At 39.4% G+C, this 18,779-nt stretch carries 16 protein-coding genes; 6 read left to right on the top strand and 10 right to left on the bottom strand.

What is annotated here, in order from left to right; genetic code table 11:
* Positions 1-20: 20 nt before the first annotated feature.
* The gene (locus tag BM161_RS06530; RefSeq protein WP_074931208.1) at positions 21-1,217 is read left to right on the top strand and encodes a hypothetical protein; all 1,197 of its coding nucleotides are present in this window, start codon (positions 21-23) and stop codon (positions 1,215-1,217) included.
* Positions 1,218-1,225: 8 nt separating this feature from the next.
* On the opposite strand, the gene BM161_RS06525 is transcribed toward BM161_RS06530, so the two are convergent.
* Complete coding sequence (locus BM161_RS06525; protein ID WP_074931207.1) at positions 1,226-1,873, bottom strand: PTS sugar transporter subunit IIA; 648 nt, start codon at positions 1,871-1,873, stop codon at positions 1,226-1,228.
* A 138-nt stretch (positions 1,874-2,011) separates the two neighbouring features.
* Between BM161_RS06525 and BM161_RS06520 the strand changes: the two genes are divergently transcribed.
* The 5 genes from BM161_RS06520 to BM161_RS06500 all read left to right on the top strand — a co-directional run bounded on the left by BM161_RS06520 (position 2,012) and on the right by BM161_RS06500 (position 8,147).
* Positions 2,012-3,070 carry a WD40 repeat domain-containing protein gene (locus tag BM161_RS06520; protein WP_074931206.1) on the top strand — a complete coding sequence of 353 codons (1,059 nt, stop codon included), beginning with the start codon at positions 2,012-2,014 and terminating at the stop codon, positions 3,068-3,070.
* Positions 3,071-3,073: 3 nt separating this feature from the next.
* A complete protein-coding gene (locus BM161_RS06515) occupies positions 3,074-3,937 on the top strand; it encodes a peptidoglycan DD-metalloendopeptidase family protein (protein WP_074931205.1) in 864 nt (287 codons plus the stop codon).
* 118 nt (positions 3,938-4,055) lie between these two features.
* Positions 4,056-5,807, top strand: coding sequence for a phosphoglucomutase (locus tag BM161_RS06510; RefSeq protein WP_074931204.1), 1,752 nt, complete (start codon positions 4,056-4,058; stop codon positions 5,805-5,807).
* 50 nt (positions 5,808-5,857) lie between these two features.
* Positions 5,858-7,603, top strand: a complete 1,746-nt coding sequence (locus BM161_RS06505) for a phospho-sugar mutase (RefSeq protein ID WP_074931203.1) — start codon at positions 5,858-5,860, stop codon at positions 7,601-7,603.
* Positions 7,587-8,147 (top strand): 3'-5' exonuclease, encoded by a 561-nt coding sequence (locus BM161_RS06500; protein ID WP_074931202.1) that lies wholly within the window; start codon positions 7,587-7,589, stop codon positions 8,145-8,147. The genes BM161_RS06505 and BM161_RS06500 overlap by 17 nt, the downstream gene beginning before the upstream one ends.
* On the opposite strand, the gene BM161_RS06495 is transcribed toward BM161_RS06500, so the two are convergent.
* The 9 genes from BM161_RS06495 to mutS all read right to left on the bottom strand — a co-directional run bounded on the left by BM161_RS06495 (position 8,144) and on the right by mutS (position 18,773).
* Positions 8,144-9,052: a LysM peptidoglycan-binding domain-containing protein gene (locus BM161_RS06495; protein WP_074931329.1), complete on the bottom strand. Its 909-nt coding sequence runs from the start codon at positions 9,050-9,052 to the stop codon at positions 8,144-8,146. The two genes, BM161_RS06500 and BM161_RS06495, sit on opposite strands and share 4 nt — an antisense overlap.
* A gap of 31 nt (positions 9,053-9,083) precedes the next feature.
* Entirely contained in the window at positions 9,084-10,307 is a 1,224-nt protein-coding gene (locus BM161_RS06490) for an HD domain-containing protein (protein WP_074931201.1), read from the bottom strand.
* An 11-nt stretch (positions 10,308-10,318) separates the two neighbouring features.
* The gene (locus BM161_RS06485; RefSeq protein ID WP_074931200.1) at positions 10,319-11,122 is read right to left on the bottom strand and encodes a hypothetical protein; all 804 of its coding nucleotides are present in this window, start codon (positions 11,120-11,122) and stop codon (positions 10,319-10,321) included.
* Complete coding sequence (recN, locus tag BM161_RS06480; RefSeq protein WP_074931199.1) at positions 11,122-12,864, bottom strand: DNA repair protein RecN; 1,743 nt, start codon at positions 12,862-12,864, stop codon at positions 11,122-11,124. The genes BM161_RS06485 and recN overlap by 1 nt, the downstream gene beginning before the upstream one ends.
* Positions 12,857-13,699: an NAD(+)/NADH kinase gene (locus BM161_RS06475; RefSeq protein WP_074931198.1), complete on the bottom strand. Its 843-nt coding sequence runs from the start codon at positions 13,697-13,699 to the stop codon at positions 12,857-12,859. The genes recN and BM161_RS06475 overlap by 8 nt, the downstream gene beginning before the upstream one ends.
* 12 nt (positions 13,700-13,711) lie before the next feature.
* Positions 13,712-14,767 (bottom strand): DegT/DnrJ/EryC1/StrS family aminotransferase, encoded by a 1,056-nt coding sequence (locus tag BM161_RS06470; RefSeq protein ID WP_074931197.1) that lies wholly within the window; start codon positions 14,765-14,767, stop codon positions 13,712-13,714.
* 5 nt (positions 14,768-14,772) lie between these two features.
* Positions 14,773-15,246, bottom strand: coding sequence for a chemotaxis protein CheW (locus BM161_RS06465; protein ID WP_074931196.1), 474 nt, complete (start codon positions 15,244-15,246; stop codon positions 14,773-14,775).
* A gap of 72 nt (positions 15,247-15,318) precedes the next feature.
* Positions 15,319-15,879 carry a ComF family protein gene (locus BM161_RS06460; protein ID WP_074931195.1) on the bottom strand — a complete coding sequence of 187 codons (561 nt, stop codon included), beginning with the start codon at positions 15,877-15,879 and terminating at the stop codon, positions 15,319-15,321.
* A 272-nt stretch (positions 15,880-16,151) separates the two neighbouring features.
* Positions 16,152-18,773, bottom strand: a complete 2,622-nt coding sequence (gene mutS, locus BM161_RS06455) for a DNA mismatch repair protein MutS (RefSeq protein WP_074931194.1) — start codon at positions 18,771-18,773, stop codon at positions 16,152-16,154.
* Positions 18,774-18,779 lie beyond the last annotated feature (6 nt).

Raw genomic sequence — 18,779 nt, 5'->3', positions numbered from 1 at the left:
CATAACGGAGGCTTTCCAAAATGACAAGATTTTACAATAAAATGACTCACAATACCTTGCACCGCATATTTTTTCTCTTAATCACATTTGTATTATTTTCAGGCTTTTCTTTTGCAGAAAAAATAACAGACAGGGATTTTGGCTTTTCACTTGATATTCCGGAAGGCTTTGAAATTGCAGATTATACACAGGATGGAATGTCTTACGTTTTTTCCCATCCTAACCTCCCCGTTACCCTTGTTATGAAAATAACTGAAGAACCGGATGCAAAAACATCTGCAGAGGTTCTCAAGAAAAATCTTACAAAGCTTAGTGCCACAGGTGATACAGATTCATTTTTGTGGAATAAAGCAGAATGCGGAATCAGCACCTTTACTATGACTCTTGATGATAATTATTTTGGCTGGGCAGTAACCGCTCCATTAAGAGAAAAGAATTATTATGTTCTTTTGCTCTGTTATGCACCAGAAGCGCAGAGAGCCTGCGAGCAGTTTATTATATCTACTGTGAACTCGCTTTGTATAAATGATGAGTTTTATAACACACCGGGAATAATCACAAGTTATGCATTTCCTCCAGAAGGCCGTAAAGCCATTTCCTTAAACATTGGAGGAAAGCAGATTAAAACTTCTGTCGATAAAAGTGATGAAGATGCAGCTAAATTTGTTGTAGACCTTGAATATGCAGTTTTGACTTTATACGGAAAACACAAACTCTGGAAGGAAGCATGGCAGCGTTATTATAGAATGATTTACCGCGATAATGCCGGAAGAATTCAGCAGTCTGCCGCAGACATCTACAAAGCACTTTACCCGGAACTTAAAAAATCATATCCACATGATGCAGATATAAAATATGCTCAAGCCCTTCTTAGCTGGGTACAGACCTTTAGTTATGAACGTGCTAAAAGTAAAAATGAATCAGATTTTACAAGCCTTCCTGGTGTACTTTGTGGAAAAGGAAATGATTGTGACAGCCGCAGTATGCTGATAAGTGCACTAATAAATTATACAGGAATAGATACAGCGATTTTAATTTCCCAGGAATATTCTCACGCCGTGGTTGTAACTGATATCCCTGCCCCAGGCCAGACATACACAATGGAAAATGGCCGTGAATACCTGATTGGTGAAACCACGGCCAAAGTTACCTGGGGCATGATCTCACAAGACCACGCCGACAGAACAAAATGGATTCCGGTGACTTTTAATGAATAGAAGCCGGTTTATGCCTTCATCAAAAGGTCGTAAACTTCTTTTTCATTCAAAGAAGAAAGCATTGCATCACGCAAATCCTTATCCTTGAACTTAGCACTGAAGTGAGAAATAGTCTTAAGGTAATATGAGTGCTGGTTATAAGCTGCAGCAATCATAAAAAGAAGATTTACAGGCTGATCATCAATAGTCTGGAAATCTGCAATAGGCTTACGGCAAACACCAACTGCCATAACAAGATCAGTTACAGAAGAAAGTCGTACGTGAGGAATAGCAATTCCACGGCCAATAGCAGTAGACATAAGTTCTTCACGCTTAAGGATTTCCTGAGTAAGCTCAGCACCATCTTTTACCTGTGGTGCAGTAGCGAGAACATCAGCAAGCTCTACAAGAGAATCATGTTTTGAAGTTTGATTAATGAAGACAATTCTATCTGGAGAAAGAATATTTCTAACCTGAACAGTCTGTTCAGCCTGCTTTGCAGAATCTGAAGAAAGGCGTGCATTTACCCAGTTTTCTACTTCTGATTTCTTAAAACGCCATACAGTTCCAATTTTTCCAGCTGGAATCTCACCTTTCTGAGCCCAATCATATACAGTTCTGTCTGATACACGCAGATATTTTGCTACTTCCTCAATTGTAAGGATATCGTCTTCCATTTGATTTACCTCGCTTGACTATTTTTTAATCATTTCCCTTGAAATCTTTAGAATATTTTGCATACTTTACGGTATTTTGTCAAGATTAGCGGTTATCAATTAATTGAAATTATAACGTTTATACTATATTATTTAATTATGAAAGCAAAAAAACACATTGGCCTTGCATTATTTTTAATTCTGTTAATTTCAATCATTTATATACTTTTGACAGCAAAACCCTTAAATAAAGAATATAGTTTAACTCCTGTATGGAAAATCAGTACAGCAAATCCTGTTATAAAAGAATCTTCTAAGGCACAGTCTTATTTCCACCTTGGACAGACTCTCGGTTATTTTGATGAAGATGGAAACATCTCCCTTTATAAGACCTTCCCTTCTAAAGTTTCAATTTCAGATTCTTATTTTGCAACTTACAATTCTGAAGCAAAAAATACAGATTTTTTTAAAGCAGATGGTACAAAAGCCGGTACAATTGAAGCAAATGGTTTTCCTTATTTCTGCGATTCTTTAGTGTATGTATTTTTACCAGGCGGCTGTTCATTCTCAAAGTGTGATGATACAGGTAAGGTTTTGTGGACTTTTGAAGGTACTTTCCCTATTACAGCATTTGTTGCAAAAGAAAAATATACTGCTGTAGGACTTTCAAACGGAAGCATCAAAGTGCTGAATAATGAAAATGGTTCTACAGAAATTGATTTTGCTCCTGGCGGAAGTGACTATCCTATAATTCTTGGAATTGATATTTCAGAAGATGGACAGTACATTGCTTCTATTTCAGGACATAAACAGCAGCGTTTTGTTTTATCTCATCGCGAAGAAAATCAGCAGAAAATAATTTACCACAGATTCTTTGAGCATGATTCTCCATACCGCACAATTGTTCACTTCAGCAAAGATGGAAAACGGGTTTTCTATAACTTCTATAAAGGCCTTGGAATCTACAATCTTGATACAAAAGAAGAAAAAACACTTGATTTAAAAGATAAGCTTTTAAATATTGAAGAAACCGACGATCTTACAGTTTTGATTGGGAAAGAAAAGAATACTTATACAGTTTCAATAATTGATAATACAGATACACTTGAAGGTTCTTTCTCTTTCACCGCTGATTCAGCATTTATACATGCCGCAGACAACAATATTTATCTTGGAAAAGATAATTCAATTTCTAAGCTTTCAATCTCAAGGGAATAATATATGAAAAAAACAATTTTAACTACAGCAGTTATTTTTTCAGTTTTTAGCGGCTTTGCTTTTGACTGGCCTCAAACAGAAATATCTAAGAATTCTTTTAATTCTTATTTTGGCCAGAACAGAGGTGGTATATTAAGCACTTCTGTAATCTTTTCTGAGCCGGAAGAAGTAAAAGCTGCAGATGAAGGTTTTATTACAGCCATTCTAACAGAGAACTCAGATGATTCTGCCTTCTTCCCTTCTACTCTTGGTACAGCAGTAATTCTTGCTCATAATGATGATTTGGTTTCTGTATATGGCAATCTTGATGCAGACACTCTTACAATCAAAAATGAAAATGAACATACAATTGATGCAGGAGCCATTATCGCTTCCAGCGGTAACTCAGGCTATCAGGAAAACAACGGTAACCTTGAATTTAAAATCATTGATGCTAAAAACAAATCTGCAATTAATCCTACAGTTCTTATGCCACGTGCAGAAGAAGAAATCCCACTTTCTCTTTCAGGCATTATGATTGTTAATAAAAATAATGATTATTATGATATTAACGTTTACAAAACTTATTCATCAGGTTTGTATAAAGTTTATTCAAAAAGAAATCCTATTGCTGCACCTTATAAAACTTCAGTTTCAATTAACGGTGTAATTGTAGACCAGCTTTCTTATGACATGATTATTCAGGAAAATAATAAGCTTTGTATCATCGGTAAAAAGAAATACACAGATGCAGATATTTATCCAAATGACGAGCTTCAGCTGCTTGGAGAAGTAATGTTTACTCCGGGCCGCGCAACTCTTGGACTCTCTATTTCAGATGTTCTTGGTAATGTGAAGCAGCTTAATTACAACATTGTAATTAAATAAAGTGTAAGTCCGCAAAGAAGCATTTTTCTGGTTCTCCATATTTAATTTGTAAAATACAGAATTCCGTGTTAAAATTATAAAATCAAAGTTTAATGGGAGTATAAACTTGGAACATAATATGATTTTGTCAGCATCCGGCTGGCGTAAGGTATTTGCAGCATCCGGAGACGAGCAGGATAAAAGTCCTGAAATTACAGAAACTGACAGAAGCATTGCCGTAATTGCGGCAGATGTTTTTTTTGATTATATCAGCAAACAAGCCGGTCAGGAGAGTCCTGTAATTGCCCTTGGAATTGACGCACGTCCAACAGGTCCAGCAATTGCAGATGCAATGATTCACGCCCTTATCAAAAAGGGTGCAATAATCCAGTATTCAGCAGTTACCTCAGCACCAGAAATTATGGCTTATGCAAAGAAGCTTGACGGCTTTATTTACATTTCTGCAAGTCATAATCCTGTTGGTCATAATGGTATTAAATTCGGTACCAATGACGGCGGAGTTCTCTGTGCTCAGGAAAATGCAAAACTCGTTGAAGATTTTCTGAAACGACTTTCTGATGATGCAGGTGTTGCAGAAGCTGTAAAAAAAGCCTACTCATGTACAACTTCAGAACTTAAGTCTGTATATGATGTAAAGGACAGTTCAAAACACAATGCCCTTGCCGCATATAAAAACTTTATCAACGAGACTATTACTGGTACAGATAACAAAGAATATCAGACAGATTTCTTTGGAATGCTGGATAGTTATATTACTGCTCATCCTCTTGGAGTTGTCTGCGACTTTAATGGCAGCTCAAGATATCAGAGTATTGACCGTGATTATTTTAAAGAGCGCCATATCAATTTCTATTCTATAAATGATTTTGAAATTGCCCATGAAATCATTCCGGAAGCAGAGAACCTTGTACACGTAGCAGCTGAAATGGAGCGTCTCCATAAGGAAGGCTACAACGAAGTTGTTCTCGGCTACATGCCGGACTGCGACGGCGATCGCGGTAATATTGTTTACTGGGATGAAAAAGCCAGTAAGGCAGTAATTCTTAAGGCACAGGAAGTTTTCAGTCTTTCTGTTCTTGCTGAACTTACCTATTCAATCTGGCAGCACAGTGATGAAAAAGACTTTAAGGCTGCAGTTGCTGTAAACTGCCCTACTTCAATGCGTATTGAAGAAATTGCACAGGCACTCGGAGCACAGGTTTTCCGCGCAGAAGTTGGTGAAGCAAATGTAGTAAATCTTGCACGTGAAAAACGCGAGGAAGGCTATACAGTTCGTATTCTTGGTGAAGGTTCAAACGGCGGTACAATTACTTACCCTGCTGCAGTTCGCGATCCTCTTAATACAATCTTTGCACTTCTAAAGCTTCTTATGATGAGAGAAGGCGGTCTTTATGAAATGTGGTGCAATAAATCTGGTCATAAATATAAAGAAGATTTTACTCTTACAGATATTATTGCATCTCTGCCGGTTTATACTACAACCGGAGTTTCAGAACCACGTGCCGTACTTAAAGTAAAGACAACCGACCATACAAAACTTAAGGCCGCTTTCCAGAAAGCCTTTGAAGCAGACTGGAAGAAAAAGTCTTCTGACCTTAAAAAGAAATACGGTATTGAAAGCTGGGAAGCAGTAATCACAAAGGGTACAAAAGAAACCCGCGATGTAAAGGATTTCTCAGAATCAGGAAAAGGCGGACTTAAAGTTATCTTTAAGGATAAAGATAAAAAGCCACTTGCCTTTATCTGGATGAGAGGCAGCGGTACAGAACCTGTTTTCCGCATCATGTGTGATGTAAAAGGCGACAATGCTGAAATGGAAAAGGCACTGCTTGAGTGGGAAACAGATTTGATTAAAAAGTCTGATAAATGACAAAAAACAGATAAAAGTATATAATACCTTTTAATACAGGAGTTTAATATATGGAAAAAGAAGAAATCTTGAAGCGTGCAAAAGATTATATCGCCGCTGAAAAAGATGAAAGATTCCGCAAGGAAGTTGAAGAGCTTATCGCAAAAGAAGATTATAAGGAACTTGAAGACCGCTTCTATCAGACACTTGAGTTTGGTACTGGTGGACTCCGCGGAATTATGGGTGGTGGTACAAACCGTATGAACACCCTCGAAATCAACATGGCTACACAGGGACTTGCTAACTATGTTCTTAAGGCATTCCCAGAAAAGGCAAAAGACGGCACATTGAGCGCAGTTGTTGCTTACGACAGCCGATTGAACTCAGATGTATTTGCTGAAGCTACAGCCCTCATTTTTGCTGCTAACGGAATTAAGGCATACCTTTTCAGTGGTCTCCGCCCAACTCCAGAACTTTCATTTGCAATCCGCAAGCTTGGTGCACAGACTGGTGTTGTTGTTACAGCATCTCACAACCCAAGAATGTATAACGGTTACAAAGCATACTGGGACGACGGTGCGCAGGTAATTGAGCCACATGATGTTGGAATTATTGAAGAAGTAAACAAGGTTACAGAAGTAAAGTCTATGTCTAAGGACGAGGCTATCAAATCTGGTAAGCTTGTAATGATTGATAAAGAAATCGACGAACAGTTCTGGGCTATGTGTAAGGCACAGCTCTTCCGCCCTGACCTCATCAAGGAAAAGGCTAAGGACGTTCGCATTGTATACACACCACTCCACGGAACTGGTGCTATGCATGTTGAAAAGGTTCTCGGTGACCTCGGCTTGAACATTATTACTGTTCCAGAACAGAGAAAGCCGGACGGAAACTTCCCTACTGTTGAAAAGCCAAACCCAGAAGAAAAGCCTGCTCTTACTCTTGCAGTTGAACTTGCAAAGAAAGAAAAGGCAGACGGTGTAATGGCAACTGACCCAGATGCAGACCGCTTTGGTACAGCATTCCCAGACAAGGACGGAAACTTCGTTCTTCTCAGCGGAAACCAGATGGGTGCCCTCCTTATGGACTATGTTCTCCGCTCACGCACAGAACTTGGAAAAATGCCAAAGAATCCTGGATGTGTACGCTCAATCGTAACATCTCCATTTGGTGACTACATCTGTAAGAAATACGGCGTAACAATGTTCGACTGTCTTACAGGCTTTAAGTGGATTGCTGCTAAAGAAGCAGAGTTCGAAAAGGCTGGAACACACGAATATGTATTCGGTCTTGAAGAGAGCTACGGTTACAAGATTGAACGCGAAGTAATGGATAAGGACGGTGTTTCTGCTGCTGCTATGTGTGCAGAAATGATTCTTTACTGGAGAAGCCAGGGAAAGAGCCTCCTCGAGCACCTCGATGATATGTACAAAGAGTACGGTTACTTTGAAGACCGCGCTATTTCACAGAACTTCCCAGGAGCACAGGGTGGCCAGACAATGAAGGCTATGATGGCTAACATGAGAAGCACCCCACCAGCAACTCTCGGCGGACAGAAGGTAGTTAAGGTTCGCGACCTTATGTGCGATCCAGATCTTCCAAAGAGCAACGTTCTCCAGTTCTATCTTGAAAGCGGTACAATCGTAAGTGCACGTCCATCTGGAACAGAGCCTAAGATTAAGTTCTACATCAACTCTATGGTTCCAGCCGGAGACGGTTCTGATGCATGGTTCGCTGATGCAAAGAAGAAGGCAGGAGCTCTCTGCGACGGAATTACTGCTGATATTCAGAAGATTATCGATGCAGCATCCAAATAAGAAAATTACTGATTTAAGAAGACTGCGCAAGCTTTACGAAGACGGCGCAGTCTTCACTGCCTTTGATACGGAGACAACAGGTGTGTCTCCGACAAACAGCAGGATAATGGAAATAGGTGCCGTCCGCTTTACAAAGGACGGCATTCTTTCTAAATGGACTCATTTATTTGATCCGGATCAGATACTCTCACCTTTTATAATCGGACTTACTCATATAACACAGGAAATGGTTGATGCAGAAGATCCTATTTCAATGCATCTTCCTTCTTTCATTGATTTTATTAAAGATACAATTCTCGTTGCCCACAACGCACAATTTGATCTTAATTTTCTGAATGCAGAATGCGAACTCTGTCACATGCCTGTAACAAAAAATCATGCAGTAGATACACTTCAGCTTTCAAGAATTATTTTTCCCGAAACTGAATCACATAAATTAGATTTTCTTGCAGATTATTTTGGAATAGATAAAGGCTCTTCTCACAGAGCCTTTGACGATGCGGTAACCTGTATGGAACTTTTTAAGAAGTGTATGGAACGCTAGTTTCTAGGAGCCTTTGCAGGATCAATAGGCTGGCCGTTCTGGAATACCATAAAGGTAATCTGATATTTCTGACTTAATGAATCAAGTCCGGCAGTTCCAAGCTCGCTTCCTGAAATTGCATATTCACCCTTACGAACTTTTACAGAACCAAGACCTGTATAAGCATAAATTAAACCTGTTTTAGATTGTACAAAAACAACCTGACCAAATCCGCGGTAAACACCAACATACATTACAGTTCCTTCATGAATACAAAGAACCGGCTCGTTTGTTTTTGCGGAAAGCTGTACACCAGAAATCTTACCCTTTACCTGAGTAATTTTTGGAGAAGCAACAGGCCATTTTGTATTGGCATCAGCATTTACTGTAGTACCATAAGTGCGTGTATCCGGAGCAGGCTCATTAACCTTAATTACTGTCTCACCAGACTTTGCAGGTTCAGTTTTCTTTGTATTATCTGAACTTGCAGGAGTACCAACAGTAACTTTAAGTTTCTGTCCAACCTTAATAACTGCAGAAGAATCAAGATTATTCAAGGACATAAGGTCTGCCACAGACATTCCGTTTTTACGTGCAATTCCGTAAAGAGTATCACCTTTAGCAACTACATATTCAACAGTTTTTCCGGCAGGTGCTGAAGAAGCTGAGTTCTTAGTTGAAGAAAGAGCCGCTGCTGTTCCGATATCAGCATCTGGAATGATGAGCTTCTGTCCAACTTTGATAACGTCATTTTCAGAAAGGTTATTAGCCGTACGAAGTTCTGCTACTGTAATCTGATATTTACGGCTGATTGAATATAGAGTATCGCCCTTTTCAACCTTGTATGTAATGTCTGCATAAAGAGTTGTAAGCATGATAAAAAAGATTGAAATAAGCGAGAATAATTTACTAAAAGATGTTTTCATATTTTTATTATCGGCAAATTTATTTACATAGTTAATCACTAACTATTTCTGTAAATAATTTATTTACATTAATACCGCTGATAATTTCATTTTCTTTATAATGCGCAAGCGTACCGTCACGTCCCTTAGTAAGATGCTCCGAAGTAATACCATGCTTAATAGAAATATCAGCTTCCATAAGCGCAGAAAAATGATCACAGATTCTAACCAGACGTCCGTCAATTGGCTCAAACTCTGCTGCATTATACTTCTTGTTCAAATCTTCCCAGGAAACGTGAACTATTTTACCCTTCTTATCGAGAATGCGGTCTGTAAACTCATCACTTGTGTAATAAATCAATTCATCTGCAAAGAACGGCTCCATCAACGGAACAAGTTCTTTGCTTACAATTTCATCTTCAATCTTCTTTACGATATTTGGTAAATCATCTGTAGCAGTCTTTACAGGCGAAATAATATCACGGGTAACAGATTCTGGAAGATCGTGGAATAATGCACTGAAATAATTATTGATTACACGGCGGTCGCACATATCTGGATTTGATTCACGGCCAAGTAAAAGAGTCATGATTGCAACGTAGAAACAGTGTCCTAATACAGAAGTCGCAGGAATACGCGGAGTCTGATTCCATCTTGTCTGGAAACGAAGCTGTTCAATTTTAAGGATAAAATCAAAAGCTTTCTGATGTGTTACTAACTTCTGCAATCCTTCAAGATAAAGATAAGGCTGAATCTCAGCTTCAAGATCATTACGGATATTCTTAAGACGCTCTTTTTCGTTTACAACAGCAAGCATTTCAAGCTCTCGCATTGTTGAATATTTGTGAGCAGCACGGTAAACATCCATTGAAGTTTTTAATTCTTCTGGAACAGGGAAAGATCCTGCCTGTCGTCCTACGTAAATTGTAAATTCAGAGAACAACTGTTCATCAGGCATAATCTGTTTGTACTGATTCAAAACCCATTCATTCAGATGCATGTATTCATTCGGGAACTGACGGCGCAGCATCTGCTGAACAGGAGCCTTAATGTCACACAGAGAAATCTTACGCAGAAGGTCAAACAAAGAAGCATAAATCATCCATTTCCAGTCGATGTAGTTTCCTTTGTTTTCTTCGTATTTTCCAATGATGTATGCAAGAACCATTTTTTCCGCTGCTTTGTCCATTTCTACAAGGTCAAAAGGACGGATTAAATCATTCCATCGTTGAATTGAGAATCCTTCGAAGATTTTCAGTGCGAGTTTCTTATTCATGTTAAATTCCGTTAGTTACTCAAGCCGGCCTTATGGTCTGCGTCCATCTTATCTTTCCAGACAACAGCCTTTTTCTTTACTTCTTCTGCCTGATTTGAGTCGCCTATAGCGATATAAAGCTTGCGGAGTGCAAGCAGATATTTAATAGCATTTCGCATGTCATCAATACGACGTGTCGAAAGCTCGTATTTATCACGGTATGCAGTTGCAGAATCATTCAGCTGTTTTTGAATCATTCTGATATAGAGGACTGTTGTTTCATACTCACCACATGAAGGATCAAAATAATCCTTGTATGCAGCCTTCATATCAATAAAGTTCTTTGAAACTGTTGCGAAACGTCCTTCAAGTTCTACAAATGACCATTTCCATTTACTGTTATCACCGAAAGCATCTTTAAGCATGGTAATTGCAAGTCCGAGCTTACGGATAATTGTATAACGGCGGATAATAGGTACATTATGAATTGGTTCCAGAAGAGGTGTAAGATCAGCATAAGGAACATCAATAGTATCAGAAACAATCTCTTCAAGATAAATAATTGCCTTATATAAAAGCTTACGCGCATCATTAAGGGCATCATTGTTCTTTACTTCCATAAGACGAAGTGAAAGACTGTTCTGTGCCATATAAAGAGATGCTGCATAAATCATATCTTCACATAAGAGGAGTTTTTTATTTTCGTAATCAATATCACCCTTATGCATACCATTGAGCATGGTCTTTTCTTTTTCGAGAGTTGCAGTAATTTTTCCCTTGTAAGGCTGAATTGCCTCGCTGAAATGAAGTCTTGTTTCTTCTGAGATCTTTGACATCAGTTACCTCCGCTATATTTAGCAAGAAGAGAACGTGCATGCTCCAGAGACTGCGATGTATCAGAATCACCGGAAAGCATACGTGCAATTTCAGCCACACGAGCTTCGCCTTCCACTGGATAAACATTTGAAGAGGTAATTTCTCCAGAGACACTCTTCTCTATCTTAATCTGATTATCGGCATAAACTGCGATGCTCGCTAGATGTGTAATGCAGAAAATTTGTCTGTTTTTAGACAAATTCTTCATATGAGCACCTACTGCAACGGCAACTTCTCCACCAATACCTGTATCTATCTCATCAAATACAAGAGTTTCTACGCTGTCTGTACGGGCAAAAATTGTTTTGAGCGCAAGCATAACTCGGGAAAGTTCACCACCAGAAGCAATTTTTGCAAGAGGAAGCGGAGGATTTCCTGGATTTGCGCTAATCATAAACTCTATATCATCTTTACCATACGGACCACAAAGCTGTTCAACATCGCTGCCAGCCTTCTGATTAATCTGTACGGCAAAGGTTGTTCCCTTCATTCCAAGCTTTGCAAGAATCTGATCAACTTCTTCATTCATTGTAGAAGCTGCTGCCTTGCGGGCTTTTGAAAGCTTTTCTGCATCTTCAAGCACTTCTTTTTCAAGCACTTTGATTTCTGCCATGAGGGCTTCGCGACGACTGTTTCCATCAGCATTTTCTTCAATAAACTTCTGGGCCTGTTCAAGATATGCAAACACCTGACTAAGAGAAGAGTTTACAGACTCTGCATATTTTTTCTTAAGGTTGTAGATAAGTGAAAGTCTTTCTTCTACAACAGCAAGTCTTGAAGGATCATAAACCAGGGCATTCTGATATGAAGAAAACTCCTGGGCGATATCTGAAAGCTCATAAAAGGCAGATTCAACACGGTCATCAAGAGTTGCAAGAGATTTATCAAGATCTGTAACGTGATTTGAGTCTCTGCGAATCTTTTTCAAAAGACCAATTACACCATTTTCATCATCTGAAAGAAGCTGGTTGATTGAATCTACATCTGAATAAATCTTTTCATATGAAGCAAGACGAGCCTGTTCGTCTTCAAGATCGGCATCTTCATGTGGCTTTAGTTTAGCCTCTGTAATTTCCTGAACAGCAAAGGTCATCATATCAAGCTTACGAAGACGCTCACTGTCAGACATATTGTACTGAGCAAGCTGTTTTCTCTTCTGTACAAGTTCTGCATATTTTTGAGTAAAGGCTTCAACTTCTGCTGTAATTCCGGCTCGGGCATCAAGATATTTTCTGTGCTCAGCAACTTTCATGAGCGACTGATGCTCATGCTGGCCGTGAATATCTACAAGAAAAGCTGAAAACTGTGCAAGGTCTCCGCGGGTTACCGGTGTATCATTAATCCAGGCACCATTTTTTCCTGTATCGCGGATTATACGGCGTAAGAGAACACGGTCATTTTCAATTTCAATACCGTGGAAAGAAAGCCATTCAAGTGCATTGCGTGGCTCATCTTCATCTGTATATTCAGTGCGGACTGGAAGTCCTGAAGGAATCAAAAAGGTTCCGCTTACACTAGCCTCTTTTTTTCCGGCTCGAATCTGCTGAACATCTGCCTTACCGCCAAGCAAAAATGAAAGCGCTCCAATCAAAATGGATTTACCAGCACCTGTTTCACCAGATAAAACTGTAAAACCTTTTGTAAATTCCAGATAGTCTGAATCTATAAGTGCAAAATCTTTAATGGTTAAATCTTCAAGCATGAGGTACCCCCGACCAGTTTAATTTTGATCTGAGCGCGTTATAGAATTTTTCTGCGGAGCCTGCTACAAGCATTGCTTTCTTTTTATTCAAAACTACCGAAATAATATCTCCGCATTTAATTGGGAAAGGTTCCTGTCCGTCTACTGTGAAAAACATATCTTTTGCACGGCTTTTTTCTACAGTTACTTCAAGAACGCTGTCCGGGCTTAATACAACCGGGCGGCTTGAAAGTGAAAATGAATTAAGCGGAGTAAGAACAAATGCTTCCAGATCAGGAGAAACAATTGGTCCCCCCGCAGCTGCAGAATAAGCTGTAGAACCTGTTGGTGTTGCTAAAATAAGGCCGTCTGCCTTTAAGCGGCAAAGAGGAAGTGAATTACGTTTTACAGAAAGCATAACAGTAGATACTCCTCTTTGAGTTGAAATAACAGCGTCATTAAGACTTAGAGAAGAATAGATTTTCTTTCCTTCTCTAAGAACTTCAACCTTAAGCATTGATCTCTTTTCAAAAGAGGATTTACCGTCCAGGAAAACTTTGAGTTCTTTCTTCCATTCATCTGGCTGTACAGAAGCAATAAAGCCGAATTCACCAAGATTTACAGGAAAAACAGGAAGCCCGTATTTAGAGGCATTTCTGGCAGCGTAAAGAACAGTTCCATCGCCGCCAAGAGAAATTACAAAATCATAGCCCTTAAAATCTGTATTATCAACAAAGCCGTCAAAGCTCAGAAAATCATGTTCAATACCTTTTTTAGAAAGGTATTCTGCAATTTCCTGTGCCAGAGTCATCGATTCATCTTTGCTTACATTTATAATTAAAAGAGCCTTTTTCATTCGTTCCTTTTTTTATGGCAGGGAGCTCAAAACCTTAACAATTTTTGCACTCTCTGCGTGAGTCAAACGCGGATAAAGCGGAATATGAACACAGCGCAGATAAAGCGATTTTGCATGAATGCAGGATTCAGACAATTCATCCTTTAAGGCAATTACAGAGTTATCATATGCAAGCTGAACTTCAATTTCTTTTCTTGAAGCATACTGCTTAACGTCCTTAAATGAACTTGCAAGAATTAATGGGAAACAGCTCATAGTAGAGCCCTCTTCCATTTCGCGTGCATACATTTTATGACGGCCAATAAGACAAGCCTGATGGAACATAGAAAACAGTTCCTTTCTTGTCTTTTCGTTACGAGGATATTCACGAACCTGAACCCATGCAAGTGCACAGTTAATATCAGGTAAAAGGTCTGTCAGAGGTGCTGCATCAGAGAACTTCTTAAGAACAATCCATTCACGGCGGCCAGGTGCCATAAGCACAGCTCCACCACCGGCTGTAAGAACATCGCGTTCTTCAAGTCCCATAATTGTGTAAATACCAAAAGAACCAGCAAGCTTACGTTCTTCTGTTGGTACACCTTCAGCATTCTTTACTGGAACTGATGCACCTGCGCTCTGTGAAATATCTTCGATTACAGGAATACCAAGAGCCATAATGCCTTCGAAATCTGGGAGAATACCTTCTGTTTCATGAAGAATAAGAAGACGTCCACCAGCCTGGATTCCTTTGGAAACAATTTCTGCAGTTACAAGGCCAGAAACCTCGTCTACATCAAGTACGAGAGGCTCATATCCAAGGCTTTCAACAGTCTGATACTGCCAGGCTGGAGCCAGAGCCGAAATCATAATCTTTCCGCCCTTTTCAAAATCAAGGGCCTGTAAAGCATATTTTAAAGCGATTGCAGGGCTTCTGAGAGCTACTGCGCCGTCACATTTAGTAAATTCCTTTACCGTCTGGATCAATCTTGCGTTTAACTCGCCGGGACCAATTTTTTCGTCTACCATGCAGGTTAAAACCGCATCCATTTCTTTTCTACGAATAGTTGTACTGTAAGTCTGTATCATTTAATTTACTGGATATCGATAATTTTCTGTAATTCTTTAGCGTTGAAGAGCTTGCGGGTGTTCAGCATAATAAGATAGCCTGTTTCCTCGCGTACAACGCCTTCGATATACTCTGTTCCGATTCCGCTTAACATCTGTGGAGGGTCCTTTACATCCTCACCTTTTACGGTAACAACGCGCTCAACTTTATCGATAATAATACCGATTTTGCTACCATCTATATTAAGGATAATAAAACCACCTTCCATTTCTATGTCTTCAGACTTTGTAGAAGCCTGAATCTTGAAGCGTTTATGCAAATCTATAATAGGAATAATCTCACCACGAAGATTGATAATACCCTCAACATAATATGGGGCATTAGGAATAACGCGGACATTCTGGAGTCTTACAATCTCTTTAACATCCATGATGTTAACACCATATAATTCTTCTCCAAGATGAAACGTTACCATTTGATACTGTACATCATTAGCCATGCGATCCTCCAAGATAATAAAACCTATCCTTATAATAATACTCCTAAAATCAAGGTTTTGCAATGCAATTCTTCAATCCACAGTAAAAAGCGTCACCGCATTTACAACTGTTATACCCTCCTTTTTTAAGATCTCGGCACAGCTTTCCAAAGTAGAACCTGTAGTACAAACATCATCGATAATGCATACAGAACTCGGCAGGCGGCCGGAAAAAGGCTTTAGGGCACGGTCAATTACCTTAGAAGAACATAGGGAATAAGCAGACTTTATCGATTCCAATCTTTGAATGCGGGATAATTTTTTCTGCTGCTTCGAAGAATTTCTTTCAAGGATTTTCAGTACCTTAAAGCCATAGCGTTTTTCGAGAAAAGAACAAAGTTCATCTATCTGATCCCAGCCATTTTTCCGGATTTTTCCCTTTCTTGGCGGAACAGGTACAATTACTCTGTTGTCTGTTTTTCTAAGTACTTCACATAAAAGCTTTGCAAAGATTGGTGAAAACTCTCTTTCTTCAGACATTTTCCATCTGAACATAAGTTCTCTGTTCCATAGTCTGTAAGAAAAAAGCGGAATAACCCTGTCGGTATTTTTAAGTACCGGGTTTTCACGACAAATCATGCATTTGTCTTTCATGCTGATTAACTCCCTGCCGCAGCATTCACACCGCTCTTTTTCAAGAAGTCGACTTACAGAAAAATGCTTTTTCATGCAGGAACTGCAGACTGGTCTTAAGAACACAAGAGAACCGCATACCGCACATTTTCGCCCGCCGCTTATGAAAACATAAAGGAGTCGTAATGCTGAAACAAAGAATTGTTTTACTTCGAAAAATATTTTTCTCACATATATACTATGGTGCAAACATTAAGAAAAACGGAAGTTTTTTGAGAAAAAAATGAAAAATATTAAAGGCCGGAGAGTGCTTTTTTCCAGCGGGCAATAGCCTGAAGGGCGTTCAGCGGAGTAAGGTTATCTGTATCAGTTGAAAGAATCTCTGAAATAATAATTTCTTCATCGCTGAAAAGTCCTGGTGTTACAGGTGCCGGCTGCGCAGCCTGTGCTCCACCTGTCTTTGTATTTTTTGGAAGATCATCAAGAAGGATAGGATTATCCGCTGCCATTTCCTGGATATGAGCAAGGATTACATTGGCACGGTCTATAACATTCTGCGGAATACCAGCAAGCTTTGCTACATGAATACCATATGAGTTTTCTGTAACACCCTCTTTTACCTTACGAAGGAATACAACCGAACCATTCTTTTCAAGAACGTCCATACAAAGCATTTTGAGCTGAGGATGTTCCATTCTTGAAAGTTCGTGGTAATGTGTCGCAAAGAAAGTTTTACAGCCGATTGTATCAAGCAGATATTCAGAAACCGCACGGGCAATTGCAAGACCATCTTCTGTAGAAGTACCACGCCCTACTTCATCCATAATTACAAGAGAACGTGAGGTTGCAGCATGAAGAATATTTGCAGTTTCGGTCATTTCTACAAGGAAGGTAGATTCACCCTTTGCAAGGTTATCTGAAGCACCTACACGGCAGAAAATACGGTCAACAATTCCAAGTCTTGCAGATTTTGCAGGAACATAAGAACCTGTCTGTGCAAGAAGCGCTATAAGAGCATTCTGTCTTAGGTAAGTACTCTTACCGGCCATATTTGGACCAGTAATCAAAGCGAAGGAAGGAACCGCCTCATCTTTAGCAGAAAGCAGCGCATCATTAGGAACAAACTCTCCGGTAGGAAGATGATTTTCAACAACCGGATGGCGGCCATCTTTAATATCAAAATATGGAGTATCTTCAATTTCTGGTCTTACCCAGTTATGTTCAATTGCAGCCTGTGCAAAAGAACAGGCTGCATCAGTATTTGCAATTTCATCTGCAATCTGAAGAAGATAAGGAATGTATTTTGCAAGAGAAGTTCTGATTTCAACAAAAAGGTCTCGCTCCAGTTCAAGAATTTTTGTTGAGGATTCGTTGAGTTCCTGTTCAAGCTGCTGAAGACGTTCAGTAGTATAGCGGTCACCGTTTACAAGAGCGCGTCTCATAATAAAATGCGAAGGCACACTTGAAAGCTTTCCCTTGCTGACTTCTATAAAATAGCCTGCAGCGTTTGTATATTTTACACGAAGTGTTGAGATACCAGTTTTCTGTTTTTCTTCTGCTTCGTATTCTGCAAGAATCTGATTAAAGTTATCGTGTACACCACGCCAGTGATCAAGTTCTTCTGACCAGCCTGCCTTAATAATTCCGCCGTCAGTTAAAGAAGTTGCAGGATCATCGAGAATTGCTTTTTCAATCAGAGAACAGATTGCATGACTGTTTTCATCAGACACAAAAGAAAAATCATACTGACCAAGATATTCTTTTACGCGACTCCAGCTTTCAAGACTGAAACGAAGTGCCTGCAGATCTTTTGCATGAGCACGTTCCATTGCAATGCGGCCGGCAAGACGTTCAACATCAAGGATACCGCTTAAATCAGCTTTTACTTTGTCCAGCAGCTGACGGTTTTCTACAAAGCTTGCAACCTTGCTCTGACGGTCTTCTATCTGACGAAGATTTGTAAGCGGGAACAAAAGCCAGTTACGGAGAAGTCTTCCTCCCATAGCAGTCTTTGTAAAGTCCACGCATTCTAAAAGTGTATACTGGGAAGTTCCATCACGCATATTTGAAATAACTTCAAGATTGCGGCGTGAAGAATCATCCATAATTAAAAATTCGCTGTCACTGTAAACACGTATTGAACTTACGTGAGGAAGAGCGGCATTTGTTGTCTTTTCAAGATAATCAAGAAGGAAGCCAGCAGGAACAACTTCAGGGCTGTCTTCTTCAAGACCATAGGCTTTAAGATTAGCAGTCTTAAACTGAGCTATAAGTTTTTTGTATGAAACCTCTGCAGAAAAATCCCAGTCTGGATAATAAGAAACAGAAATTGAACCGTAAGCAGAAAGAACAGTTTTTATTGCTTCATTATTTTTTAGTGAAGCTGGAAGAAGAAGTTCTCTTGGAGCTGCTCTGTTTAATTCCTTTCCAAAGTTTTCTGCCATCTTAGAAGCTGGCCATGAGGTTGCACGGAAGCTTGAGGTAGTTACATCAATAAATGCGAAACCTGCTTTTGCTTTTGAGATTGAAAGAGCTGCAAGATAATTTGCACGGTTACCGTCAAGATATTCAGCTTCTACTGCAGTTCCAGGAGTAATTATTTCTACTACCTTGCGTTCAGTAATGCCTTTTCCGCCCTTTGGAATTTCACCTACCTGTTCACAGATAACAATCTTTTTCCCAAGACGGAGTAAGCGTGCAATATAGATTTTTGCTGCATGATAAGGAATACCGCACATAGGTCTGGAAGCGCGGTGTGTTAATGTTAAATTCAAAAGACGCGATACTTCTACCGCATCTTCATCGAACATTTCATAAAAATCACCGAGGCGAAAAAACACAATCTCGGTTTTATATTTTTCTTTAATTCCCCGATACTGAATCATCATCGGGGTGAGATTTTCTTCGTCAGCCATTTCCTT

It is taken from the genome of Treponema bryantii (assembly GCF_900113965.1).
Taxonomy (GTDB): domain Bacteria; phylum Spirochaetota; class Spirochaetia; order Treponematales; family Treponemataceae; genus Treponema_D; species Treponema_D bryantii_A.
This window is presented reverse-complemented; position numbering and strand designations above follow the sequence as displayed.